The organism is Rhizobium sp. Root1212 (genome assembly GCF_001424985.1).
Taxonomy (GTDB): domain Bacteria; phylum Pseudomonadota; class Alphaproteobacteria; order Rhizobiales; family Rhizobiaceae; genus Pararhizobium.
This window is the reverse complement of sequence record NZ_LMDA01000001.1, coordinates 1350261-1374994: the sequence shown is the minus strand read 5'-3', so window position 1 is coordinate 1374994 and position 24734 is coordinate 1350261. Positions and strand designations below refer to the sequence as shown.

Annotated in this window: 24 protein-coding genes; 10 read left to right on the top strand and 14 right to left on the bottom strand. The window is 62.5% G+C overall.

Annotated features, from left to right (window positions below; all coding sequences use genetic code 11):
* Positions 1–17: 17 nt before the first annotated feature.
* The 3 genes from fabB (at position 18) to htpG (ending at position 4028) form a co-directional block, all read left to right on the top strand.
* Positions 18–1241 carry a beta-ketoacyl-ACP synthase I gene (gene fabB, locus ASC86_RS06525; RefSeq protein WP_056317723.1) on the top strand — a complete coding sequence of 408 codons (1224 nt, stop codon included), beginning with the start codon at positions 18–20 and terminating at the stop codon, positions 1239–1241.
* Between the two features lie 4 nt (positions 1242–1245).
* Positions 1246–2052: an enoyl-ACP reductase FabI gene (gene fabI, locus ASC86_RS06520; protein ID WP_056317720.1), complete on the top strand. Its 807-nt coding sequence runs from the start codon at positions 1246–1248 to the stop codon at positions 2050–2052.
* An 89-nt stretch (positions 2053–2141) separates the two neighbouring features.
* The gene (gene htpG / locus ASC86_RS06515) at positions 2142–4028 is read left to right on the top strand and encodes a molecular chaperone HtpG (RefSeq protein WP_056317718.1); all 1887 of its coding nucleotides are present in this window, start codon (positions 2142–2144) and stop codon (positions 4026–4028) included.
* 53 nt (positions 4029–4081) lie between these two features.
* Here the strand turns inward: htpG and ASC86_RS06510 are convergent, their stop codons facing one another.
* From ASC86_RS06510 to rbfA, 7 genes are all read right to left on the bottom strand, one after another.
* Positions 4082–4318: a hypothetical protein gene (locus tag ASC86_RS06510; protein WP_056317714.1), complete on the bottom strand. Its 237-nt coding sequence runs from the start codon at positions 4316–4318 to the stop codon at positions 4082–4084.
* Between the two features lie 120 nt (positions 4319–4438).
* The gene (locus ASC86_RS06505; RefSeq protein ID WP_056317710.1) at positions 4439–5461 is read right to left on the bottom strand and encodes a class I SAM-dependent methyltransferase; all 1023 of its coding nucleotides are present in this window, start codon (positions 5459–5461) and stop codon (positions 4439–4441) included.
* Between the two features lie 181 nt (positions 5462–5642).
* Positions 5643–7775 carry a polyribonucleotide nucleotidyltransferase gene (pnp, locus tag ASC86_RS06500; protein ID WP_056317707.1) on the bottom strand — a complete coding sequence of 711 codons (2133 nt, stop codon included), beginning with the start codon at positions 7773–7775 and terminating at the stop codon, positions 5643–5645.
* Between the two features lie 324 nt (positions 7776–8099).
* Positions 8100–8369, bottom strand: a complete 270-nt coding sequence (gene rpsO, locus ASC86_RS06495) for a 30S ribosomal protein S15 (RefSeq protein ID WP_056317704.1) — start codon at positions 8367–8369, stop codon at positions 8100–8102.
* Positions 8370–8544: 175 nt separating this feature from the next.
* The gene (locus ASC86_RS06490; protein ID WP_244477544.1) at positions 8545–10242 is read right to left on the bottom strand and encodes a sensor histidine kinase; all 1698 of its coding nucleotides are present in this window, start codon (positions 10240–10242) and stop codon (positions 8545–8547) included.
* Between the two features lie 138 nt (positions 10243–10380).
* Positions 10381–11316 (bottom strand): tRNA pseudouridine(55) synthase TruB, encoded by a 936-nt coding sequence (truB, locus tag ASC86_RS06485; protein WP_056317698.1) that lies wholly within the window; start codon positions 11314–11316, stop codon positions 10381–10383.
* Between the two features lie 55 nt (positions 11317–11371).
* Positions 11372–11773: a 30S ribosome-binding factor RbfA gene (rbfA, locus tag ASC86_RS06480; RefSeq protein WP_056318367.1), complete on the bottom strand. Its 402-nt coding sequence runs from the start codon at positions 11771–11773 to the stop codon at positions 11372–11374.
* Positions 11774–11949: 176 nt separating this feature from the next.
* On the opposite strand from rbfA, the gene ASC86_RS06475 reads away from it, so the two are divergent.
* A complete protein-coding gene (locus ASC86_RS06475) occupies positions 11950–12690 on the top strand; it encodes a type 1 glutamine amidotransferase (RefSeq protein ID WP_056317695.1) in 741 nt (246 codons plus the stop codon).
* On the opposite strand, the gene ASC86_RS06470 is transcribed toward ASC86_RS06475, so the two are convergent.
* The 5 genes from ASC86_RS06470 to ASC86_RS06450 form a co-directional block, all read right to left on the bottom strand.
* Positions 12691–13347, bottom strand: coding sequence for a CDP-alcohol phosphatidyltransferase family protein (locus ASC86_RS06470; protein WP_056317692.1), 657 nt, complete (start codon positions 13345–13347; stop codon positions 12691–12693).
* On the bottom strand, positions 13344–14294 hold the full coding sequence (locus ASC86_RS06465; RefSeq protein ID WP_056317689.1) for a phosphatidate cytidylyltransferase: 951 nt from the start codon (positions 14292–14294) through the stop codon (positions 13344–13346). The genes ASC86_RS06470 and ASC86_RS06465 overlap by 4 nt, the downstream gene beginning before the upstream one ends.
* Entirely contained in the window at positions 14291–14935 is a 645-nt protein-coding gene (locus ASC86_RS06460) for a lysophospholipid acyltransferase family protein (RefSeq protein ID WP_056317686.1), read from the bottom strand. The genes ASC86_RS06465 and ASC86_RS06460 overlap by 4 nt, the downstream gene beginning before the upstream one ends.
* Positions 14936–14998: 63 nt before the next feature.
* On the bottom strand, positions 14999–15454 hold the full coding sequence (locus ASC86_RS06455; protein ID WP_056317683.1) for a GFA family protein: 456 nt from the start codon (positions 15452–15454) through the stop codon (positions 14999–15001).
* A gap of 88 nt (positions 15455–15542) precedes the next feature.
* Positions 15543–15752, bottom strand: a complete 210-nt coding sequence (locus tag ASC86_RS06450) for a DUF2735 domain-containing protein (RefSeq protein WP_056317681.1) — start codon at positions 15750–15752, stop codon at positions 15543–15545.
* 413 nt (positions 15753–16165) lie between these two features.
* Here ASC86_RS06450 and ASC86_RS06445 point away from each other — a divergent pair, with 413 nt between their 5' ends.
* Positions 16166–17203: a glutamine synthetase beta-grasp domain-containing protein gene (locus ASC86_RS06445; RefSeq protein WP_056317679.1), complete on the top strand. Its 1038-nt coding sequence runs from the start codon at positions 16166–16168 to the stop codon at positions 17201–17203.
* A gap of 193 nt (positions 17204–17396) precedes the next feature.
* On the opposite strand, the gene lepA is transcribed toward ASC86_RS06445, so the two are convergent.
* Both lepA and ASC86_RS06435 read right to left on the bottom strand, forming a co-directional pair.
* Positions 17397–19232 carry a translation elongation factor 4 gene (gene lepA, locus ASC86_RS06440; protein WP_056318365.1) on the bottom strand — a complete coding sequence of 612 codons (1836 nt, stop codon included), beginning with the start codon at positions 19230–19232 and terminating at the stop codon, positions 17397–17399.
* A 330-nt stretch (positions 19233–19562) separates the two neighbouring features.
* Entirely contained in the window at positions 19563–20813 is a 1251-nt protein-coding gene (locus ASC86_RS06435; protein ID WP_056317676.1) for an MFS transporter, read from the bottom strand.
* Positions 20814–20992: 179 nt separating this feature from the next.
* Here ASC86_RS06435 and ASC86_RS06430 point away from each other — a divergent pair, with 179 nt between their 5' ends.
* From ASC86_RS06430 to ASC86_RS06410, 5 genes are all read left to right on the top strand, one after another.
* Positions 20993–21562: an XRE family transcriptional regulator gene (locus ASC86_RS06430; RefSeq protein WP_056317673.1), complete on the top strand. Its 570-nt coding sequence runs from the start codon at positions 20993–20995 to the stop codon at positions 21560–21562.
* A gap of 8 nt (positions 21563–21570) precedes the next feature.
* Positions 21571–22101, top strand: a complete 531-nt coding sequence (locus ASC86_RS06425) for a GNAT family N-acetyltransferase (RefSeq protein ID WP_056318362.1) — start codon at positions 21571–21573, stop codon at positions 22099–22101.
* 123 nt (positions 22102–22224) lie between these two features.
* On the top strand, positions 22225–22599 hold the full coding sequence (locus ASC86_RS06420; RefSeq protein ID WP_056317670.1) for a hypothetical protein: 375 nt from the start codon (positions 22225–22227) through the stop codon (positions 22597–22599).
* A gap of 161 nt (positions 22600–22760) precedes the next feature.
* Positions 22761–23426 carry an OmpA family protein gene (locus tag ASC86_RS06415; RefSeq protein ID WP_056317668.1) on the top strand — a complete coding sequence of 222 codons (666 nt, stop codon included), beginning with the start codon at positions 22761–22763 and terminating at the stop codon, positions 23424–23426.
* A gap of 129 nt (positions 23427–23555) precedes the next feature.
* On the top strand, positions 23556–24653 hold the full coding sequence (locus ASC86_RS06410; protein ID WP_056317665.1) for a helix-turn-helix transcriptional regulator: 1098 nt from the start codon (positions 23556–23558) through the stop codon (positions 24651–24653).
* Positions 24654–24734: the final 81 nt, after the last annotated feature.

The window sequence follows — 24734 nt, the reverse complement described above, 5'->3', positions numbered from 1 at the left end:
AAGAAGAGGTCATCGACATGAGACGGGTTGTTGTCACGGGTCTGGGAATCGTTTCCTCGATCGGAAATGATGCGCAGGAAGTCACCGCGTCGCTGCGCGATGCCAGGTCCGGCATCTCGTTTTCCAACGATTTCGCCGAGCATGGCTTCAAGTGCCAGGTCTGGGGCGCGCCGAACATCGACACGACCGAACTCGTCGATCGCCGCGCTGCGCGTTTCCTGTCGCAGGGCGGCACCTGGAACCACGTGGCGATGAAGCAGGCGATCGCCGATTCGGGCCTTGAAGACAAGGACATCGGCGGAAACGAGCGCACCGGCATCATCATGGGTTCGGGCGGTCCTTCCACTCGCACGCTGATCGATGCCGCGGAAATCACCATCAAGAACAACTCGCCCAAGCGCATCGGCCCGTTCGCCGTGCCGAAGGCGATGTCGTCGACCGCGTCCGCCACGCTTGCCACCTGGTTCAAGATCCACGGCGTCAACTATTCAATCTCCTCGGCCTGCTCCACCTCGGCGCACTGCATCGGCAACGCCATGGAAATGATCCAGTGGGGCAAGCAGGACGTTATGTTCGCCGGCGGCCACGAAGATCTCGACTGGACCATGTCCAATCTCTTCGACGCCATGGGCGCGATGTCCTCCAAATACAACGACACGCCGTCAACGGCGTCCCGCGCCTATGACGTCTCCCGCGACGGCTTCGTCATTGCCGGCGGTGCCGGCGTTCTGGTTCTGGAAGAGCTGGAGCACGCCAAGGCCCGTGGCGCCAAGATTTATGCCGAAATCGTCGGCTACGGCGCGACGTCGGACGGTTACGACATGGTCGCTCCTTCGGGTGAGGGCGCCATCCGCTGCATGCGTCAGGCACTGGCGACGGTGAACGGCGAAGTCGACTACGTCAACACCCACGGCACCTCGACGCCGGTGGGCGACTCGAAGGAAATCGGCGCGATCCGCGAAGTCTTCGGCTCGAAGATTCCCCACATCCAGTCGACCAAGTCGCTGACCGGCCATTCGCTCGGCGCGGCAGGCGTGCAGGAATCGATCTACGGCCTCCTGATGATGCAGGCCGGCTTCATCGGCGAAAGCGCCCATATCACCGAACTCGACCCGGAATTCGAGGGCGTTCCGATCGTGCGCAAGCGCATCGACAACGCCAAGATCGACACGGTTCTTTCGAACTCCTTCGGGTTTGGCGGCACCAACGCGACGCTCGTGTTCCAGCGCTACAACGGATAAGACGATGACCGGCATCATGGCAGGAAAACGCGGCCTCATCATGGGCGTCGCCAACAACCACTCGATCGCCTGGGGCATCGCCAAGGCACTGGCCGGCGCCGGTGCCGAGCTGGCCTTCACCTATCAGGGTGAAGCGCTCGGCAAGCGGGTCAAGCCGCTTGCGGCGGAAGCCGGTTCCGACTTCCTGCTGCCTTGCGACGTCGAGGACATCGCCTCCGTCGATGCCGTCATCGCGGCGCTGAAGGAAAAATGGGGCAAGCTCGATTTCGTCGTGCATGCCATCGGATTTTCCGACAAGAACGAGCTGAAGGGCCTCTATGCCGACACCTCGCGCGACAATTTCAGCCGCACCATGGTCATCTCCTGCTTCTCCTTCACGGAAATCGCCCGGCGCGCCGCCGAGCTGATGACCGATGGCGGCGCGATGCTCACGCTGACCTATGGCGGCTCGATGCGCGTGATGCCGAACTACAATGTCATGGGCGTTGCCAAGGCAGCACTTGAGGCCTCCGTGCGCTATCTTGCGTCCGACTACGGTGCATCCGGTATCCGCGTCAACGCGATCTCCGCCGGCCCGATCCGCACGCTGGCTGGCGCCGGCATTTCGGATGCCCGCGCCATGCTCTCCTGGCAGCAGAAGAACTCGCCGATGCGCCGCACCGTCACCATCGAGGATGTCGGCAATTCCGCGCTCTATCTGCTCTCCGACCTGTCGCGCGGCGTGACCGGCGAGATCCACTATGTCGACAGCGGATACAACATCACCTCGATGCCGGCCCTCGATACACTGCGCACCGCCGATAGCGAGTAAGCCGCCGCGCTGAAATTGCCTCTTGATTTTTGGACGATGGCTCGCCAGTTACGGGCCATCCAATCCAACCTGATCGAGGCAATCCAAGCATGAGCGATGCTTCTGAAAAACCTGTCGAAAATCACGTCTTCGAGGCCGATGTCGCGCGCCTCCTGCACCTCATGGTGCATTCCGTCTATTCGGATAAGGACGTTTTCCTGCGCGAACTGATCTCGAACGCGGCCGATGCCTGCGAAAAGCTGCGCTATGAGGCGATCAGCGCACCGGAACTTCTGGGCTCCGACCCGTCTCCCCGCATCACCCTGTCCCTCGATGCCGCCGAAAACCGGCTGATCGTCGACGACAACGGCATCGGCATGAGCCGCGACGAGATGATCGAGGCGCTCGGCACCATCGCCCGCTCGGGCACCCGTGCCTTCATGGAGCGCATCGAGGCGGCGAAGGCCGGCGATGGTGCCCAGCTCATCGGCCAGTTCGGCGTCGGCTTCTATTCCGCCTTCATGGTCGCAAGCCGCGTCGATGTCGTCTCGCGCCGCGCCGGCAGCGAACATGCCTGGCGCTGGTCCTCGGATGGCCGGGGCAGCTACACCGTCGAAGCGGTTGATCTCGCTGACGCACCGGCGCGCGGCACGCGCATCACCCTTCAGCTCATGGACGATGCGAAATCCTACACCTCGAAATGGAGCGTGGAGCGCATCGTCAAGGAACAGTCCGGCCATGTGCCGGTGCCGATCGACCTGATCGAGCTTCCCGATGGCGAACCGAGCCGGATCGGCGACGGCACGGCGCTCTGGACGCGCCCGCGCAACGAGATCACCAAGGAAGAATATGCGGATTTCTACCGCAGCGTCGCCGGCCACTATGACGAGCCGTCGTTGACGGTGCATTTCCGCGCCGAAGGCCGCCATGAATATACCGGCCTTGCCTTCGTTCCGACCGCCAAGCCCTATGATCTCTTCGATCCGACCGGAAAGGGCCGGATGAAGCTCTATGTAAAGCGCGTCTTCATCACCGACGATGCCGAGCTTCTGCCGCGCTACCTGCGCTTCGTGCGCGGCCTTGTCGATACGTCCGACCTGCCGCTCAACGTCTCCCGCGAGATGATCCAGGAAAGCCCGATCCTGACGGCGATCCGCAAGGGCCTGACCAACCGCGTGCTGACCGCCATCGAGAAACTTGCCGAAAGCGACAAGGACGCGTTCGCCAAGCTCTGGGATGCCTTCGGCCCGGTGATCAAGGAAGGCATTTACGACGATTTCGAGCGTCGGGCGCAGTTGATGGCGCTCGCCCGTTTCCGCACCACGGCGTCGGGTGACGCACATCGTTCGCTGGCGGATTACGTCAAGGACATGAAGGATGCGCAGGCCGCCATCTACTACATGACCGGCAGCAATCTCGAACAGCTGCAGGCCTCGCCGCAGCTCGAAGGTTTTCGCGCCCGCGGGATCGAGGTACTGCTGCTGACGGATTCGATCGACAGCTTCTGGGTGACGGCAGCGCCCGATTTCGAGGGCAAGCCGTTCAAGTCCGTCACCCAGGGCACGTCCGATCTCGCCCAGGTGCCGAAACTGGACGCGAAGGAAACGCCGGACGCGGAAGCGTCCGCGACGGTGAAGGATTTCATCAGCTTCGCCAAGACGACCCTGGCCGATGCCGTTTCCGACGTCCGCGCCTCCGATCGCCTGACAGAAAGCGCGGTCTGCCTCGTGGCGCCCGAGCACGGCCCGGATCGCCAGCTCGAAAAGATGCTGCAGGGTGCCGGCCGGCTCGATTCCGCCGCCAAGCCGATCCTGGAGATCAATCCGGACAACGGCCTGATCGCAGCGGTCGCGGCAAGCACCAACGAGGCGTTTCGTGTGGATGCGGTGAACCTGCTTCTGGATCAGGCCCGCATTCTCGACGGTGATCGCCCGGCCGACCCGCGCGCCTTCGCGGAACGGCTTTCACGGCTGTTCTCGCAGGCTCTGAAGGGCTGAGGTTATTGGCCGGCATGCTTTTCGCGCATGCCGGCTTTTTCGTTCCAAGACTGTCAGGCAAGCGCCCAGACGGCGATGAGCACGGCGAGAACGCCGACGGCGAAGGTGATGAACATCATCATCTGCCTGCGGGTTTCGCCGATCATCGCCGGATCGTCCGGTTTGCGGCCGGGAATGAAGGCGAGCGGTATTTCCGAGGTCGCGCCATGCCCCTCTTCGCTCTTGATATCCTTCGCAATGACTTCGGCGACGTCTTCCGTGACGGGCGGGCGGGCAGGTCCAAAAACCATCTGCATGCTCCATCGGACGCGGCGCATCCGAAGGGGTGCGCAAGGACGCGGCTGAAGGATGTTGAACCTTCTTCCGCCCCGAGGCAATTGGCTAATGGTTGAACGGTGAGCAGCCGTTGTTTAGCGGCGGCCCCAGAGCACCTTGAAGCGGGCGTTGCGGCAGGTCTCGCCCCATTCCTTGAAGGCTTCAGTCATGACCGGCTCGTAGGGCAGACCGCGATTGGCAACCAGCATGACACGTCCGCCGATCTTCACCGATTTTGCGGCCATGCGGATCATCGCGGCACCGAGCGCCGGCTCGGCCGCCTGGCTCTCGTGGAAGGGCGGGTTCATGATGATGAGGTCGAACTTGTCGCGCGGCTCTTCGCTGGTCAGGTCCTGCCAATGGAAGCGGGTGGCAACGGCGGGCGCATTGGCCGCCATGTTGCTGCGGGCGGCTTCGAGCGAATGGAAATCGGCCTCGAACAGGTCGATGCCCTTCAGGCCCGGCGATTTTTCCGCCAGCATCACGGAAAGATAACCCCAGCCGGCGCCGAAATCGGCGGCATGGCCGGTGAAATCGGTCGGCAGGCGCGAGGCGAGAAGCTCCGAGCCGGCATCGATGCGGTCATGGGAGAACATGCCCGGCGCGGCGTCGAAACGGCCTTCGACAACGACCGGCTTCTTGGCGAAACGTTCGATCACCGGAGCCGCATCCGCATCGTCGGGACGCCCGAACCAGAAGGCGACGCCATGATATTTCGGCAGCGAATCCCCACCCCAGCCAAGCTGGGTGAAGCGCTTGCGCAGCGACTGGATGCCGTCTTCCTTGCCGCCGGCGACGACGATCGTACCACCGACCTTGGTGCGCTTCAGCGCCTCGGCGATCCGGTTCTCGTTTTCGCCCTTGTGCTTGCCGCAGAGCACGAGGGCCACGTCATAGTCCTCACCCTCGGCGGAGGTCGTGACTTCGGCGCGGGCGACCTGCAGAGCCTTGTGCAGCGGCTTCAGCGGCTGGACGGCGGCGATCCTGCCCAGAAAACCTTCCGGCAGCCTGTAGCCCGCCTCGGCGCCGAGGAACAGCACGCGCTCGCCTTCGCCAGGCGGCGGCAGCACGCCGTTGTCGAAGGGGTAGAAAAGGGTTTTCAAGGTGTCGCGGCTCATGGCGGAAGTCCCGTGGAGATAAAGAAAGGGCGCGGAACGATCTGCTCCGCGCCCGGATGTCTAAAGCATGTCGCGCAAAAGTGTATAGCGGTTTTGCGGTACGACATGCGTCAAAACAAAGACCTAAAGCGCACGAGCGAATCTGAAAGATCGCGATGCGCTTTAGAAAGGACGCGAACGCTTATTCAGCAGCTTCGCCTTCGCCCTTGGCAAGTTCCTTGCCGGTGGCCTGGTCGACGACCTTCATGGAGAGGCGAACCTTGCCGCGCTCGTCGAAGCCCATCAGCTTGACCCAGACCTTGTCGCCTTCCTTGACGACGTCGGTCGTCTTGGAAACGCGTTCCTGGGCGAGCTGCGAGATGTGCACGAGGCCGTCGCGCGGGCCGAAGAAGTTGACGAAGGCGCCGAAGTCGGCGGTCTTGACGACCGTGCCTTCGTAGATCTGGCCGACTTCCGGCTCGGCCACGATGGAGTGAATCCACTTGCGGGCGGCTTCGATTTCCTTGGCCGAGGAAGAGGCGATCTTGATCGTGCCGTCGTCTTCGATGTTGACCTTGGCGCCGGTCTTTTCGACGATCTCGCGGATGACCTTGCCGCCGGTGCCGATGACTTCACGGATCTTGTCGACCGGGATCTGCATGACTTCGATGCGCGGGGCGAATTCGCCGAGCTGGCTGCGGCCTTCGGTGATGGCGTTGGCCATCTCGCCGAGGATGTGCTTGCGGCCGCCCTGTGCCTGGCCGAGAGCGACCTTCATGATCTCTTCGGTGATACCGGCGATCTTGATGTCCATCTGCAGCGAGGTGATGCCGTCGGCAGTGCCGGCGACCTTGAAGTCCATGTCGCCGAGATGATCTTCGTCACCGAGGATGTCGGAGAGAACGGCGAAACGGTCGCCTTCGAGGATCAGGCCCATGGCGATACCGGCGACCGGCTTGGCGAGCGGAACGCCTGCATCCATCAGAGCGAGCGAGGTGCCGCAGACGGTTGCCATCGACGACGAGCCGTTGGACTCGGTGATTTCGGAAACGACGCGCAGCGTATAGGGGAACTGTTCCGGGGTCGGCAGCATCGGGCGGATGGCGCGCCATGCAAGCTTGCCATGGCCGATTTCGCGGCGGCCCGGCGAACCCATGCGGCCGGTTTCACCAACCGAGTAGGGCGGGAAGTTGTAATGGAGCAGGAAGCGCTCCTTGTACATGCCCGTCAGGCTGTCGACGTACTGTTCGTCTTCGCCGGTGCCGAGCGTCGCAACGACGATCGCCTGGGTTTCGCCGCGGGTGAACAGCGCCGAACCGTGGGTGCGCGGCAGGAGACCGACTTCCGAGACGATCGGACGGACGGTTTCGAGGTCGCGGCCGTCGATGCGGCTCTTGGTGTCGAGGATGTTCCAGCGAACGATCTTGGCCTGCAGGTGCTTGAAGACCGAGCCGATGACTTCAGCCGTGTACTTCGGCTCGACGCCTTCGGGGAAGAAGTGCGCCTTGACCTTGGCCTTGACGAGGTCGACGGCAGCGTAGCGGTCGGCCTTCTGGGTGATCTTGTAGGCGGCGCGCAGTTCGGTTTCGGCAAGGCCGAGCATCTCGGCTTCGAGTTCCGAATAGTCTTCCGGCTGGAAGTCGCGCGGCTCCTTGGCGGCAACTTCAGCGAGCTTGATGATCGCATCGATCACCGGCTGGAAGCCCTTGTGGCCGAACATGACGGCGCCGAGCATGACGTCTTCGTTGAGTTCCTTGGCTTCCGACTCGACCATCAGGACGGCGTCCTGGGTGCCGGCGACGACGAGGTCGAGAACCGACTCGTCCATCTCGTCGAGATGCGGGTTCAGAACGTATTCGCCGTTGATGTAGCCGACGCGCGCTGCGCCGACCGGACCCATGAACGGAACGCCGGAGAGGGTCAGGGCAGCAGATGCCGCAACCATGGACAGCACGTCCGGATCGTTTTCGAGGTCATGCTGGACGACGGTGACGACGACCTGGGTGTCGTTCTTGTAGCCTTCCGGGAAGAGCGGGCGGATCGGACGGTCGATCAGGCGGGAAACCAGCGTTTCCTTTTCCGACGGACGGCCTTCGCGCTTGAAGTAGCCGCCCGGAATCTTGCCGGCGGCGTAGGTCTTTTCCTGGTAGTTGACGGTGAGCGGGAAGAAATCCTGGCCCGGCTTCGGCGCCTTGGCCGAAACGACGGTGGCGAGAACGACGGTCTCGCCGTAGGAGGCGAGAACGGCGCCGTCAGCCTGGCGGGCGATCTTGCCGGTTTCTAGCTTGAGCGGGCGGCCTGCCCATTCGATTTCTACCGTGTGGGTATCGAACATATCTTGTCCTTTTATGCGGCCTTGTCCGCGTTGCAGCCTTTAAAGAGACGGCGCGCGCGGCATCGGGTTTCCGCAAATATGACACATCATGGGCAAGACAACGGGAGGCTTCGTTATTTTCAGCGCTACGCAAGCGCAGAAGCATCCTGCAATCCTGCCCCATGACAGGTCATCGGTTGTTCCGCAGCGCCGGCCCATCCGGGCTGCTGGAAGAAATGGAGCGCCTCTGCGCCAGGGTGGCCTGCAGATGGCGGAACACGGGGAAAAGACCCCGTCAAAAGCGACCGGCGGACACCCTTTGAGGATATCCGCCGGAAGCGAGGATTAGCGGCGGATGCCGAGAGCCGTGATCAGCTTGGTGTAGCGCGCTTCTTCTTTCTTCTTGAGATAGTCAAGAAGCGAACGGCGGCTGGAAACCATTGCCAGAAGGCCACGACGCGAGTGGTTGTCCTTCTTGTGGCCCTTGAAGTGTTCGGTCAGGTTGTTGATGCGCTCGGTGAGGATCGCGACCTGAACTTCCGGGGAACCGGTATCGCCTTCGACGATTGCGTATTCCTTGATGAGCGCAGCCTTGCGCTCTGCAGTGATCGACATCGTGTGATCCTTTCGATTTTACAGGATTTCGGGACGCCTGCAGCCGGGATGTCGTCTAGCTGCGGCCATTAGGGGCAGAAGACCATCTCTTGGGACGGGGCTTTTGCTGGCGCTGCCTATAAACCAATCCGCGGCAAAAGGAAAGAGGCGGCTAAACCTGGTTTCGAGGTCTCTTTCAACCCTTGTCCGGCTGCTCGACCTGCAGGCGCGCCTGCGGGATGGTCACATGCCATTCGATACCGTCTTCGTGCAGGCTGCGCTTCAGCTTGGCGCCCAGCGCCATGGCCAGCATACGCTCCAGCACCATGGTTCCGAACCCCTTGCGTGGTTCGCCGAGGCCGGAGAGATCGGCACCCCTTTCGCGCCAGACGATGACGATATCGTCGTTTTCCAGCGTCCAGGTGAGATCGACGATGCCCGTGCCGTTGGCGAGCGCCCCGTATTTGGTCGCATTGGTCGCAAGCTCGTGCAGCGCCATGCCCAGCGTCTGGGAGACCTGGGCATCGAGGCGGACGGGCGGGCCGGACAGGCGCACCCGCTTCGGATCTTCAGGCACGAAGGGCTGAAGCTGGTTCTGCGCCAGTTCGCCAAAATCGACGCCATGGGCGGCATTGGCGATCATCAGGTCGGTGGAGCGTGCGAGCCCCGCGATGCGTTTGCGGAACATATCGACGAAATCCTGCCGGCTTTCCGTATTGGTCACCGACTGGTTGAGCATAGACTGGATGACGGTGAGCTGGTTTTTCGAGCGGTGCGCCACCTCGCGCATCAGGAAGCGGATTTCGTTTTCGGCCTTGGCGCGGGCCTGCGCGGCTTCCGCGATCGCCTGGGAAACGGTCTCGACTTCGGTGATCATGTGGGCGCGGGCCGCGATCGGCCGGCCTTCGCCGAGCAGGCGGGCATCGCGCGCCAGCATCGAGACGCCCTGGCTCAGGATGCGGGCGATCAGCGTCGAGCCGGTAAGCGCAAAGGCGGCAAACAGCACCGCTCCCAGCACCAGCCAGAGATAGGACCAGAGCACCGGCGCATCGACATCGGAACTCTTTGCCCATGCAACGATCCGCCAGCCGGTCGAAACGGAAAATTCCGTGACCGTGCGATAGGTCTCGCCGTCATGCGCGGCCTCGCCGATGCCGACATTCAGGCTCGGTACCAGCGCCATGAAAAACGGCTTGCCGACGGGAAGCGACGGATCGGAGGAGGTGATCAGCTTGCCGGAGCGGTCGAGCAGCGCCGCGCTCCATCCCGGCGAGAGAATATCGCGATTGACCGCCTTCTGCATGTTGCTGGCGTCGCCGGTCAGCGTCATCAGGTAGTCGGGGTTGCCGAGCGGCGTTCTGACGGGAAGGTAGAGATTATAGACCCAGTGGCCGGCCGTCTTGCCGAAGAAGACGTCGGACACCATCGGCTGGCCCCTTTGAAACGCCTGCTCCACGGAAGCGGGATCGGAGACCGAGCCCAGCGCCGTGCCGAAGGGGACGCGGGTGTTGAGCAGTTGGTGGCCGGAGCGGTCGATGAGGATCAGGTTGTTTCCGGTTCCCGCCAGCGCCGTCGTTGCCCGCTCGTGCAGGGCTGCGAGGTTCGATGGATCGATCTCGTTGCCCGGCGACAACGCCTTCAGCGTCGTCAGCATGCCGTCGATTTCGCGTTCGACGATGCGGGTCACCGATCCGGTCGAGGCTTTCAGGAGTGCTGTCACCACCCGCTCCTGTTCGTCGGTGATCCTTTTCAGGATGACCATGGAAAACAGGAAGGAGGGGACGATGGCGACCACCAGGAGCGCCGTCAGGTAAAACGACAGGGGCCGCCGGAGCCGGTGGCGCAGGCCCATCAGCAGAGCGCCACGCCGCGGGCGGATGCCGTTTTCATGCACGTCCTTCAAACGCAGCCCTCGCTTGTCGCGATCTTTCGACGCGGCATTGCCGGTTCGCGGCGGCTTTCGCCGCCCGAATCCTGGGCGCGATCATGCGTCAGCCGGCTGCGGAAGGCAAACCGCAGAACTTGACGGGTTTCAATCGGTGACGAAGACGCGCTTCGGGCGGAACTCGCCTTCGCCGATCTCGCCGATGGCGACGAGCTTGCCGCGGGCGGTGGCATAGGCTTCCGGCTCGGCCAGCGGCGCATCGCGGCCCCGCAGGATGATCGGGTTGCCCATGCGCAGGCGGTGGGCCTGATCGTCGCTGATGGCGATATGCGGCAGGCTGGACAGGGCTTCGCCGGTATCGATCAGGAAGGCATCGAGGGCGGCGAGGCGCTCTTCGTCGCTTTCGATCTTCTCCAGCGCGACCAGCGAGGCGAGCGGCACCATCTGCTCTTCGGCGAAGGGCGCGACGAAGCTGCGGCGCAGCGAGGCGATATGGCCGTAGCAGCCGAGTTCGCGGCCGAAATCGCGGGCGAGCGAGCGGACATAGGTGCCCTTGCCGCATTCGATTTCGAAATGCGCGAGACCCTGGGTGCAGCCGAGCAGCGACAGGCGGAAAACCTCGACCTCGCGGGCTGGGATATCGACCGTCTCACCTTCGCGGGCGAGATCGTAGGCGCGCTCCCCGGCGATCTTGATCGCCGAAAACTGCGGCGGCACCTGCGAGATAACGCCGGTATATTTCGGCAACAGCGCGCGGATCGCCTCTTCGCTCGGGCGTGTATCGGACGACTTCACGACCTGTCCTTCGAGATCGTCCGTCGAGCGCTCCTCGCCCCAGGCGATGGAGAATTCGTAGATCTTGCGGCCGTCCATGACATAGGGAACGGTCTTGGTGGCATCGCCGAGCGCGATCGGCAGCATGCCGGAGGCGAGCGGATCGAGCGTGCCGGCATGACCGGCCTTCTGGGCCTTGAACAGCCACTTGATCTTGGACACGGCCTCGGTGGAGCCGAAATCAAGCGGCTTGTCGAGGATCAGCCAGCCGGAAATAGGCCGGCCCTTGGGCTTGCGCGGTTTTCCCATCGTCTTCTTTTTCCATCATTTCAAGAAAGCGCCCGAAGGCGTGGGCCTTGGGGCCTTACTGATCGTCTTCGTCGTCGAGATCGCGCTGGACCTCCGGCGACCGCAACAACTCGTCGATCTTCTTGTAGTTGTCGAAGCTCGTATCGTCGCGGAAGCGCACCTCCGGCATGTACTTCATCTGCCGCAGATGCGGCGTCAGCCGCCCGCGGATGTATTTGGCATTGCGATTGAGGGCTTCGATGGTGGCTGCGTGATCGGCAACGCCGAGCGGCGTCACATAGGCCGTGCCGATCTTCAGGTCGGGCGACATGCGCACTTCCGAAATCGAGATCACGGTCTTTTCGATCAACGGGTCGCGCACCTCGCCCCGCTGCAGAACCTGGGTCAGGGCTGCACGGACTTGCTCGCCGACCCTCAGCATGCGCTGCGAGGGGGCGGATGAGGTTGCTCTGCTCATGGTTTTTCCGCTGTTTGGCGTTTCGATGAACGCGATTTTGGCGGTCAAATGCCTCTTTCAGACCCAAAGGTCAAGGCTTGCCGGGTTTTTCGGGCCTCGGATATGGCAGGAAGGCCTTGAAAGCGGCGGGGCCGCATGCTCAATCAGGGCTGAAATTCAAGACGACAGGAGAAGCCATGCGGGTTCTGGTGGTAGAGAACATGCCCCATTCGAAACTGGGGCAGGTGGGTGTGGCGCTTGGCGAAGCCGGCGCCGATATCGACCTGCGCCGGCCCTACGAGGGCGCGGCCTTGCCGGACGATGCGGCAGGCTTCGACGCGCTGGTCGTCTTCGGTGGTGAGCAGAGTGCTGTCGATGACGAACTCCATCCTTATCTGCCCGCCCTTGCCCGGCTGATGCGGGTCTTTACCGAGGCGGGCAAGGCGGTGCTTGGGATCTGCCTCGGAAGCCAGTTGCTCGCCCGCGGCCACGGCGGCGAAAACCTCCTGAACCGCACCCGCGAATTCGGCTGGCACACGGTTTCGCTGACGGACCAGGGCCGCGCCGATCCGGTGCTTTCGGCCGCAGGCGAGGTCTTTCCCATCTTCCAGTGGCATTCCGACACCTTCACCCTGCCGGACAGCGCCGTTCATCTCGCCGAAAATCCGGCCGTGGCTCATCAGGCGTTCCGCGTCGGCCGCGCCGGCTACGGCATGCAGTTCCATTTCGAGGCTTCGACGGAAGTCGTCACCGAATGGAACGACATCTTCCGCCATCAGATCGTCGAGCGGGACGGGCAATGGCTTGCGGATTACGCCAAGCACGCCGCCGCCGATGGCCCGGCGGCCGATGCCGCAGGACTGGCGCTGGCGCGAGCTTGGGTCAAGCAAATCCGCGTCGAAGCCGAAGACGTGCCGAGGAAAGCCATAGCCGGCTAATTATTTCGACGCACGCGCCTTCAGTTGCGTGATGATGTGCCAGGAACGCCTGACAACGGTGATCACGCAGCCGACGACGATGATCATCAGGGCGATGGTGAGAATTTCATCCTGTCCCGACCATAAGGGTTCGAGCACGGTCAGAAGGGCCGCTGCCGTGATCGTCGCCATGCGGTGCTGCTTGGCCATCGGCCCGGAAAAATCCGCCGGCAGGCCGTTGGAGCGGCCCAGTTCACGGGTATAGGCCGTCAGGATCGCCAACGCCGCTGCGGCCCAGCCGAGTTCCGGCAATTCGATGCCCGCGCCGGCGCCGGCGAGAATGAAGACATCGGCCACGCGATCGGGAAACTCGTTCCAGAACGGTCCGTCGGCCGCACCCTTGCCACCCTCGACCGCCACCATGCCATCGAAGAGATTGCACAGCAGCCGCAACTGGCAGAACAGCGCCGCGAACAGCAGCATCACCGTGCGCTCCACGCCCTCGCCATGACCCGCCCACCAGAAGGCAAGCCCGGCCAGCGCCGCCGCGACCATACTGGCCTGGGAAATATGGTTCGGCGTCACCGAGCGGCGGGCGAGAAAACGGGCAATGGCCTGCGCCCAGCGCGTGTTGCGACTTGCCAGCGGACGGCGGTCCTTCAGTTCTTCCTGTGTCATGTCAGCGACCATCCGAAGCGAACGATATGGAAGAAGATCGGGGCGGAGAACACCACCGAATCCAGCCGGTCGATCAGCCCGCCATGGCCACCGATCAGATGGCCCCAGTCCTTGACGCCGCGATCGCGCTTGATCGCCGACATCACGAGGCCGCCGAGGAAGCCCATGATGGCGATGGTGAGCGCAAGTCCCGCCGCCTGCAGCGGCGAAAACGGCGTGATCCACCAGAGCCCCGCCCCAACGAGCGTCGCGCTCGCGACACCGCCGACAAAGCCCTCGACCGTCTTCGATGGCGAAAGCTTCGGCGCGATCTTAGTTTTCCCGAAGAGCTTGCCCCAGACATATTGCAGCACATCGCTCATCTGCACGACGATGATGAGGAAGGCGATCAGCAGCACGTTCTTGCCCGCATAGCCGGGAATATCGAGGCTCAGCAGCGCCGGCACATGGGAGGCGCAGAAGACGCAGATCATCAGCGCCCATTGCACTTCCGCGATGCGGATCAGGAAGCGCTCGGCATCGCCCCTGAGCACCGAAATGATCGGCATGAACAGGAAGGCATAGACGGGGATGAAGATCGAATAGAGCCCGTAATATTCGATGGCGACGAGATAATACTGGATCGGCAGCACGACGAAGAACGCCGCAGCCAGCGCCCAGTGATCGGCGCGGCGGGTGTTGGTGAGCGTCACGAATTCACGCAATGCCGCGAAAGAGCAGAAGGCGAAAAGGATGACGACGCCGATGCGGCCGGCGATGAAGGCAAGGCCGATCAGCACCACCATCACCCACCAGGCGTTGATGCGGGCATTAAGGTTTTCGATGGTGGTGTTGGAACCGTCCGGCGAAAGCCGGAGCTTCAAGACAGTGCCGATCAGCGAAGCCAGCGCGAGAAAGCCGCCGGTGCCGATCAAAAGAAGGATGAGATCAGACCGCGCCTCGTTCATTCCGCCGCCCCTTGAGATTTCGGTGAAAGGGAAAGCAGCGCCGCCGTCGTCCGCGCCAGGAAATCCTCGCGGCTCTCATCGGGTAAAAGCCGTAGCGGCTCGCCGAAGGTGACGGTGCAGATCAGCGGGATCGGCACGATCTCGCCCTTCGGCATGACCCGGTTGAGATTGTCGATCCAGACCGGCACGAGATCGATCTCCGGCCGGGAGGTCGCGAGATTGAAAAGCCCGCTCTTGAACGGCAACAGCGGCTGATCCGTCTCGTTGCGGGTGCCTTCGGGAAACAGGATCAGCGAGGAGCCGTCATCGAGCACCTCGGCCATCCGGGCGATCGGGTCGCCGGTGCGCTTTTCCCGGTCGCGCTCGATCAGCACGGCATTGAAGACGTCGAGGCCGATGAAGCGCTTCAGCTTCGTCGCCAGCCAATATTCGGCGCCGGCCACCGGCCGCGTGCGTGATCGCATCCATGGCGGCAGCACCGCCCAGATCAGGATGAAATCGCCATGGCTCGAATGATTGGCGAAATAGACGCAAGGCCGCATCGGCGGCCCGCTTTCCGGCCAGATCGCCCTGACGGCCGTCAAGGCGCGTGCAAAGACGACGACCATCGTCGCGACCGGTCTGGTGATCAGCGCTGTCATGCCTTCCCCCTTGGCCGCACAGATCAACCGATGGGCGCAGAAATGTCAATTCTTTGAAAGAAATCAGCCCTGCGCCTGAAACTCCGCTATCAACCCTTCATAGGCCTCCATCGGCGGGAAGGTCTCGTAGCTGTGGCGTGCACCGGTTTCGGCGAAGGCAAGCTTTTCCGAGGTAAAGGTCTCGATGAAGGGTGAATACCAGCTCGTATCATCGAGCATGGTGGGGCGCACATTGACGAACCAGTCCATGCCGGCCGGGCGCGTGAACAGCCAGCTCATGCAGTGGCCGCAGAAATAATGCCTGTTTTCGCCATGCAAGCCGCCGATCACCGGCTCGTCGCCGGAGACCTCGAAGCCATCGGCCGGAATGGCCGCACTCAAGGAATAGGCGCTGGAGGACATGCGCTGGCAGCCGGTGCAATGGCACGCCATGGTCATGATCGGCGGTTTGGAGATTTTCAGGCGCACCCGCCCGCAGCGGCAGGCTCCTTCGCTCGGCAGTGTCGGCTGGCTGGTCATCGTGATTCTCCCGCTCGTCTTCGTCCTGTCTATCAGGATGAAACCGGATTCGGGAGATGTCGGCACATCAAAAGGCTGACGCGCTGTCTCAGTCGAGACGCTTCTTGTCCTTGTCAGCCTCGCGGATGGCTTCGGCGTGATACCAGCTGTTTTCCAGCGCTTCGTAGCAGATGTTTTCCGGCGCCTTGCGGAACGTCACGACATCGGCCGTTTCGCCGAGCGGCCGCGAGCGGCGTCTGAACATGCCTTCCGGGAACTGAACGATCTCGGCAGGTCCGTGATGCGTATGCGTTGCCATGAAATGGCCTCCGGTGCCGGCGCGGGGTGCGCCACACAGGAAATATAGCAAGCTTGCCCGGTTTTTGCACCAGTGACTGCAAAATATTTCGGCAAATGTTGATTTTGTAAGCAGACTATGACGCAGTCGGCTCTGAAAATCGAGCCACCCTCTCGACCGATTCTCATTCTGATTAAATTATAGGCACAAAATTTTGCGATCTGCTAACCCCGCGTGACCATTGCAGGAATCCCGGCGATCCATGCTGCAAAGCGGGAAGGAACTGGTTTTCCTGACGATTATCGGGCGGTCTCCGTCAAACTGGCACGCATTATGCTTTGATCATTCCGGGTCCTCGGTGATCGGACAGGCTCCGGCCGCTCGACCATCGAGACATGCTCGTTTTCGAAGCAACTTATGATGAGAGACGTCAAATGACTAAATACAAGCTCGAATACATCTGGCTCGATGGCTATTCGCCGGCGAACCTGCGCGGCAAAACTCAGGTCAAGGAATTCGAAACCTTCCCGACGCTGGAGCAGTTGCCGCTCTGGGGCTTTGACGGCTCCTCGACGGAGCAGGCCGAAGGCCGCTCGTCCGATTGCGTGCTGAAGCCGGTCGCCGTTTATCCCGATCCGGCCCGCACCAACGGCGCTCTCGTCATGTGCGAAGTGATGATGCCCGATGGTGTCACCCCGCATCCGTCCAACAGCCGCGCCACCATCCTCGACGACGAAGGCGCCTGGTTCGGCTTCGAGCAGGAATATTTCTTCTACAAGAACGGCCGTCCGCTCGGCTTCCCGGAAACCGGCTACCCGGCGCCGCAGGGCCCGTATTACACCGGCGTCGGTTACAAGAACGTCGGCGACATCGCCCGCCAGATCGTCGAAGAGCATCTCGATCTCTGCCTCGCCGCCGGCATCAACCACGAAGGCATCAATGCCGAAGTGGCCAAGGGCCAGTGGGAATTCCAGGTGTTCGGCAAGGGCTCCAAGCGGGCTGCCGACGAAGTCTGGATGGCGCGCTACCTGCTGCTGCGCCTGACGGAAAAATACGGCATCGACATCGAGTTTCACTGCAAGCCGCTCGGCGATACCGACTGGAACGGCTCGGGCATGCACTGCAACTTCTCGACCGAATACATGCGCACCGTTGGCGGCAAGGCCTATTTCGAAGCGCTGATGGCACAGTTCGAAAAGAACCTGCAGGACCATATCGACGTCTACGGCCCGGACAACCACCTGCGCCTGACCGGCAAGCACGAAACCGCCCCGTGGAACAAGTTCTCCTACGGCGTTGCCGACCGCGGCGCCTCGATCCGCGTTCCGCATTCCTTCGTGAAGAACGACTATCGCGGCTATCTGGAAGACCGCCGTCCGAACTCCCAGGGCGACCCCTACCAGATCGCCTCGCAGGTCCTGAAGACCATCTCCGAAGTCCCGACCGCCGGCTCCGCTTCCGTCGCAGCCTGATCAAGGTTCATCCCAAGACGAAAAACGGCGCGAACCTAGTTCGCGCCGTTTTGTTGTTTTTGGCGGATATCATTCCCACCTCTCGATCATCCTCGGGCTTGGCCCGAAGATCTATCTGGGGGCCGAGCATGACGAGGGTGGGAAGCGTGCGGTTAACGCGCCGGACATTTGATGCCCGCGGTCAGCGATCGCCTTATTCGTCGCCCATCTTCAGCGCCGCAATGAACGCTTCCTGCGGGATTTCCACCTTGCCGAACTGGCGCATGCGCTTCTTGCCGGCCTTCTGCTTGTCCAGCAGCTTGCGCTTGCGGGTGGCGTCGCCGCCGTAGCACTTGGCGGTCACGTCCTTGCGCAGCGCCGAGATGGTCTCGCGGGCAATCACATTGCCGCCGATGGCGGCCTGGATCGGGATCTTGAACATGTGCTTCGGGATCAGCTCCTTCAGCTTCTCGCACATATCGCGGCCGCGTTTTTCGGCGGCCATGCGGTGCACCATCATCGACAGCGCATCGACCGGCTCGCCGTTGACGAGGATCGACATCTTTACCAGATGGCCTTCCTGATGGTTGGTGATCTGGTAGTCGAAGGAGGCATAGCCCTTGGAAATCGACTTCAGCCGGTCGTAGAAATCGAAGACGACTTCGTTGAGCGGCAGGTCATAGGTCAGCATCGCGCGGGTGCCGACATAGGTGAGTTCCACCTGGATGCCGCGCCGGTCCTGGCAGAGCTTCAGGATGCCGCCGAGATAATCGTCCGGCGTCAGGATCGTCGCGCGAATCCACGGCTCGTGGATTTCCTTGATCTTGACGACGTCGGGCATGTCGGCCGGATTGTGCAGCTCGCGCATCGTGCCGTCGGTCATATAGAGCTGGTAGACGACGGACGGGGCGGTGGCGATCAGGTCGAGATCGAATTCACGCTCCAGGCGTTCCTGGATGATTTCCAGATGCAAGAGGCCAAGGAAGCCGCAACGGAAGCCGAAGCCGAGGGCGGCCGAGCTTTCCATTTCGAAGGAGAAGGAGGCGTCGTTGAGGCGAAGCTTGCCCATGGCGGCGCGCAGGTCTTCGAAATCGGCCGCATCGACCGGGAACAGGCCGCAGAACACCACCGGCTGAGCCGGCTTGAAGCCGGGCAGGGCCTTGGCGGTCGGGCGCTTGTCTTCGGTAATGGTATCCCCGACGCGGGTGTCGGCCACTTCCTTGATCGAGGCGGTGATGAAGCCAATCTCGCCTGGGCCGAGTTCGTCGACGGTCACCATCTTCGGCGTGATGACGCCAACGCGTTCGATCTGATATTTCGCATCGGTGCCCATCATGCGCACGGTCATGCCGCGCTTCAGGCGGCCGTCGAGGATGCGCACCAGAACCATGACCCCGAGATAGGTGTCGTACCAGCTGTCGACCAGCAGCGCCTTCAACGGCGCGTCTTCGCCGCCTTCGCTCTTCGGCGCCGGCAGCTGATGGACGATGGCTTCGAGCACGTCGGGAATGCCGAGGCCGGTCTTGGCCGAGATCAGAACGGCCTGCGAGGCATCGATGCCGATGACTTCCTCGATCTGTTCCTTGATGCGCTCGGGCTCGGCGGCCGGCAGATCGATCTTGTTGAGAACGGTGACCAATTCGTGGTTGTTGTCGATCGCCTGGTAGACGTTGGCGAGCGTCTGGGCTTCGACACCCTGAGACGCATCGACCACCAGCAGCGAGCCTTCGCACGCCGACAGCGAGCGCGAGACTTCATAGGCGAAGTCGACGTGGCCGGGCGTGTCGATCAGGTTCAGCACATAGGTCTCGCCATTATTGGCCTTGTAGTGCAGGCGCACAGTCTGGGCCTTGATGGTGATGCCGCGCTCTTTCTCGATATCCATGTTGTCGAGAACCTGCTCCGACATCTCACGGTCGGCAAGGCCGCCGGTGGTCTGGATCAGGCGGTCGGCCAGCGTCGATTTGCCGTGGTCGATATGGGCCACGATCGAGAAGTTGCGGATATGCGACAGGGGCGTCTTGGAAGGTGTTGTGCTCATGGGCCGCATATAGATCGTTTCATCGTTAAATGGAACCATTCTGCCGGAAGGAATTTCGGCCAGAACCAAGGACGATGGCGAAGAGCGCAGCAATAGCTGCGGTCGAGACGGCGGCCGACGGTAATGGCCGAAATTCATCCGGCCCGAAGGGTTGGCTCAAACCGGCCCTCCACTTTGTCGGCCGGCTTGTGCGATGGGGCGGCATCGCCCTGCGCCAGCCTTCGCGTGGAAGGCCGGTTTGAGCCAACAGAATTGTTTCCATTTAACGATGAAGCGATCTACAGTGCTCTGAAGCGCCGCAAAGCGGGAAATGAACGGATTGTTGACTATATTGGCGCCTCAGCGCGACGAGCCTGCATCTTCCACCAGCCCCTCGACATTCGGCATCTGCGCGGTCTTGAGCTCGAAGTTTTCGCGCAGGTGCGGCGGCACGGTTTCGCGGTGGCGCAGACGGATCGCAACAAAGGCGGCATAGGCGACGGCGACGCCGAGCACGGCATAGATGAAGGTCTGCGGCCCGAATACCGGCGTCAGCACGGTGATCGCCAGCGGCACGGCGGTTGCCGAGACTGACCAACAGAGCAGCATGGTCGAGGCGAGGGGCACGAAATCGGCCGGCGCCGTGCGGTCGTTGGCATGGGCGTTCGCCAGCGAATAGACTGCCTCGACGGCGCCCGCCCACACAGCGAAGACCAGCATCAGTAGCAGGAATTGCGAGACGGGGATGAAGAAGGCCGTTGTCGCCGCCCCCGCGATCAGCAGGCAGGTGATAATCAGCACGATGCGCCGGTCGATGCGGTCGGAGAGCGCGCCGAGCGGATACTGGATGAAGACGAGGCCGAACTGCATGACGAACATCAGGAGCGCCACGTCCTGCTGGCTCATCGCATTGGTGGCGGCATAGATCGGGGTAAATCCCTGCACGGCCATGGAAAGCCCGCCGGCGGCGAGCACCCCGACGAAGGCGACCGGCGAATTGCGCCAGGCCATGGGGATATCGACGCTGACCTTGGCTGGCGGCGGCGGATTGGGAAGCCGCGTCAGGCCGACCGGCAGGATGGCAATCGCAGTGAAGCAGATGGTGAGCAGCGGCGGCAGGTTTCCATCGGCCGGCAGCTGCCCGAAAATCCAGGCGCCGACGCCGAGGCAGATGACATAGGTCATATAAAAGGCCGACATCGCCCGGCCGCGCCAGCTGTTGGCGCTGGCGTGGTTCAGCCAGCTTTGGGAGATGATGAAATTGGCATTGCCCGACATGCCGTAAAGCGCCCGCGCCGCGACCCACAGCAGCGGATTGACGCCGAGCGCGATGAGAAACGCCGAGAGGATGACGAAGGCCATGGAGCAGGCGAAGGCGCGGGCGTGGCCGACGCGGCGAATGACCGGTCCGGCCAGAAAGCAGCCGGCAAGCCCGCCCGAGGCCAGCGCCGTCACCGCCGCACCCGTGATCCACGAGGGCGCATCCGCGCGCGACAGCACGAAGGGTACATAGGCGAGCATCAGCCCGTTACCGATGGCGACGCAGGCCATCGAGGCGACGATGCTGATGATCGACAGGAACGAGCCCTCGCGTGCTGCGGCGGCCACCATGGAATCCTCCTAAAACGCCCTCTAACATATTGCCGGGGAAGGGTTTTCCAGGCGAGAGCACGCGGTCATGCTAACGGCATGGCGATGCCGCGGCTATCGTCAAAACGCCATGGCCAAAATAATTTTTCGATGAAAAGGTAACGCTTGATTCCACTATAAGAAAATGTAAATCTCAAATAATGGAATTGAATGAGTTGGAAACCGCCATCGGCGACCGCATTCGCCTGCTGCGCCAACAGCGGGCAATGACGCTCGATGATCTTGCCGCCCGCTCCGGCGTCAGTCGCGCCATGATCTCCAAGGTGGAGCGGGGCGAAGCGAGCCCGACGGCGCAGCTGCTCGCCCGGCTGTGCGCAGCGCTCGGCACGACGCTGTCCCGCTTCTTTGCCACGGAAGAAGAGGCTGCCTCCCCGTTGTCGCGCCGCGGGGATCAGCGCCTTTGGCGCGACCCGGAGACCGGTTACATCAGGCGCTCAGTCTCCCCGGACGGCGTCCCGTCTCCGGTCGATATCGTCGAGGTGGAGTTTCCGCCCGGTGCGCGCGTGGTGTTCGCTCCCCATCAGATCGAAACCGGCACGACCCAGCATGTCTGGGTCTTCAGCGGCCGGCTGAACATGACGCTTGCCGACGAAACCCATGTGCTGGAGGCGGGCGACTGCCTGTTCATGGCGCTCGGCGACGGCCATATCTTCCATAACCCTTATGAGGAACCGGCGCGCTACGCCGTTGTCCTCAACCGCAGCAGGTGATGATGCAGATGAGCCAGCCTTCCGTTCACGTTCTCTATGCAGACGAGGCCGAAGCGGCCCTGCCTGCGCTGTGCGACATTCTTTCCGACTGTGTTGAAGGCGGCGCATCGGTGGGCTTCCTGACACCCTACGCACCAGCGGATGCGTTGCCTTTCTGGCGCGGCGTCATCTCCGCCGTTGCAAGGGACGATACCGTGCTGATCGTTGCGCGGCTGGGCAACGACATCCTCGGCACCGTGCAGCTCGGCATCGGCATGATGCCGAACCAGCCGCATCGCGCTGACCTGAAGAAGCTGCTCGTGCATCGCCGGGCGCGCGGCCTCGGTCTCGGACGACTGCTGATGGAGCGGGCGGAAGCGGAGGCACTGTCCCGCCGTCGCCATGTGCTGGTGCTCGACACGGCAACGGGAAGCCCGGCGGAGGCGATCTATGAGAAGCTCGGCTGGCAGCGGGTTGGTGTCATCCCGCAATATGCGCTGCTACCGGACGGCGACTATTGCGGCTCGACCTTCTTCTACAAATTGCTTGCGACGAACTGAGACCGTTTCGGCACCAAAAATGGCCTCGGTAGAGGGCGTGGCGTCCTTTCCCATCGGCCATTTTGCATGCTAGCGATGGCGTCATGCCGGCAGGGTTGCCGGCATGAAAAGGGGAAATATTTCATGTCCATCATCCGCCGCGCGCAGCTCGCCGCGCTTTCCGTTGCAATCCTTGCCGGCACGTTCTCGGCCGCCTTTGCGGCCGACGTCACCTTCCAGATGCGCAACAGCCATCCGAATGCCGTCGAACTCGAGCTTTACAGCCAGGACCGCGACCATGTCTGGCCGGGCAACAATCAGGTCTACTATCTCGACGACGGCGAGACGAAGCAGATTCCGCTCTCCTGCGACGAGGGCGAGAAGATCTGCTACGGCGCCTGGGTCTCCGGCGACAAGGCCACCTATTGGGGCACGGGTCCTGAGAACGCCGAAACCTGCGACGACTGCTGCTACACCTGCGAAGGCGGCAAGACCGAGGAAATCGACCTGACCGAATAAGTTTAGAGGCTGCGCCGGCGCTCCGGTGCAGCCTTTGCCTCGAAATCGGCTTTTTCTCGGGGTTTTCCACCGCACCAGCCGCTGCTTCGCCTGCCTCTTCATCTTCCCGCCGCAATCGCTAGTATGAAGCAGGACAAGCTGATTTGAGGGACCTCTGATTCATGATGAAGAAAATCGCCATCGCGGCCGTCGCGGCCATCTATCTTTCCGGTTGCACGACCACCGATCCCTATACGGGCGAGCAGAAGATGTCGAACACCGCAGGCGGTGCGCTGATCGGCGCGGGTCTTGGTGCGGCGACCGGCCTGCTCGTCGGCGGCAGCGCCCGCGGCCGGCGTGATGCGGCCCTCGTCGGCGCCGGCATCGGCGCGCTCGGCGGTGGCCTGATCGGCAATTACATGGATAGTCAGGAATCGGAACTGCGCGCCCAGCTGCAGGGCACAGGCGTTTCGGTCACCCGCGCCGGCGACCGTATCATCCTCAACATGCCTTCCAACATCACCTTCGCGACCGATCAGGATCAGGTGATGCCGGGCTTCTACTCGACGCTGAATTCGGTGGCCATCGTACTGCGCAAGTTCAACAAGACCCTCGTCGATGTCGATGGCCACACCGATTCCACCGGCAACCCCGGCTACAACCAGGGCCTTTCGGAACGCCGCGCCGCTTCGGTCGCCAACTATCTGGCAACCCAGGGCGTCGACCAGCGCCGCATGTCGGCGATCGGCTACGGCCAGGATCGCCCGGTCGCGTCGAATGCCTCGGAAGCCGGCCGTGCCCAGAACCGCCGCGTCGAAATCTCGATCGCCCCGATCCGCGAAGGCTGAGCGCGCAAGCGGCATTTATAAAAATTCCAAGCCGGCCCGTCAGGGTCGGCTTTTTTAATAGTCCGTGATATACAAGCAAAGATAGTACGGGGATTGGTGGGGGCCGATCCGCGCGATCACGGATGGGGCATGCGCGTCAGGACGGACAGCCTTTACAAGGCACTCGATACATTTCAGGAGGCCGCCCTCGATCCGGCCCGGTGGCGCTCGACCATCACCGCGGTCAGCGAAGCCTGCGGCGCCTTTGGCGCCAATATCATGGAGCCGAGGAGCGGCGGCGCGTTCGGCGGCGTGCTCTATAGTGAAAGCCTCGACCGGGGGATGGAGGATTACGTCGGTGAGGAATGGCACCGGCGCGACGGCCGCGCGCGTCTCATTGTGCCGTCAAAACAACGTGGGGTCGTCCTTGAGCAGGACTTCATGGCCCCCGACGAAGAAAACAGCGTCGATTTCTACCGTTTCCTCGCCAAACACCGCCTGCGCGACGCGGTGATGATGGATGTTTCCGCCGAGGGCGACGACCTCTATTTCGTGCTGCAAGGCCGAATCGAAGTGGGTGGCTTTTCGCACGAGGACATGTCCCATTTCCATGCCATTCGAACACGGTTCATGTCCGCGGCCCAGTTGATGCGCCATTTCTCCACCTCTCGCAACGGCGGCATGGCGGCGGCCTTCGAGACCGCCCGCATCGGCTGCCTGTTCTTCGACCGCAACGGTCGGGTGGTGCTGGCGAACCCCAAGGCGGAAAGCCTGCTGCAAGGTGGGCCTGTGCTTGCAAACGGCCAGATCAAGGCGATCCGACCCGCCGAAGGTGCCGCCTTCAACAAGGCCCTGCAGGCCGTGACGGACCAGGCCCCGGCGCAGCCGGGGGCACCCGAGGTCGTGACCCTTTCACGCCTTCTCGGCCGGCCGCTGATGGTGCGCTTCCAGCGGCTTGGCGAACAGTTTAGCGATATCTTCAACCCCGCCGCCGCCATGGCGCTGATCGAGGATCCGGACGCGGCGGGCGGCCTCGCGCCGGAAACGCTTTCCACCCTCTTCGGCCTCACGCCGGCGGAAGCCCGTATCGCACTTATCCTCTCGAACGGCACGAGCGCCGTCGATATCGCCGGTCAGACCGGGCTCGCCTATGAGACCGTGCGCAGCCATATCCGCGCCATCTTCCGCAAGACCGAAACCGGCCGTCAATCGGAACTGAGCGCCCTCTTCAGCCGCATCCGTCTTTGAAGCGCCCGGCCGCTGTTAAGGTTGCACGTGGCGAAAATTGTCTTCTCAAAGTCGTGCTTCCATGATTAGTCTACGAAAATG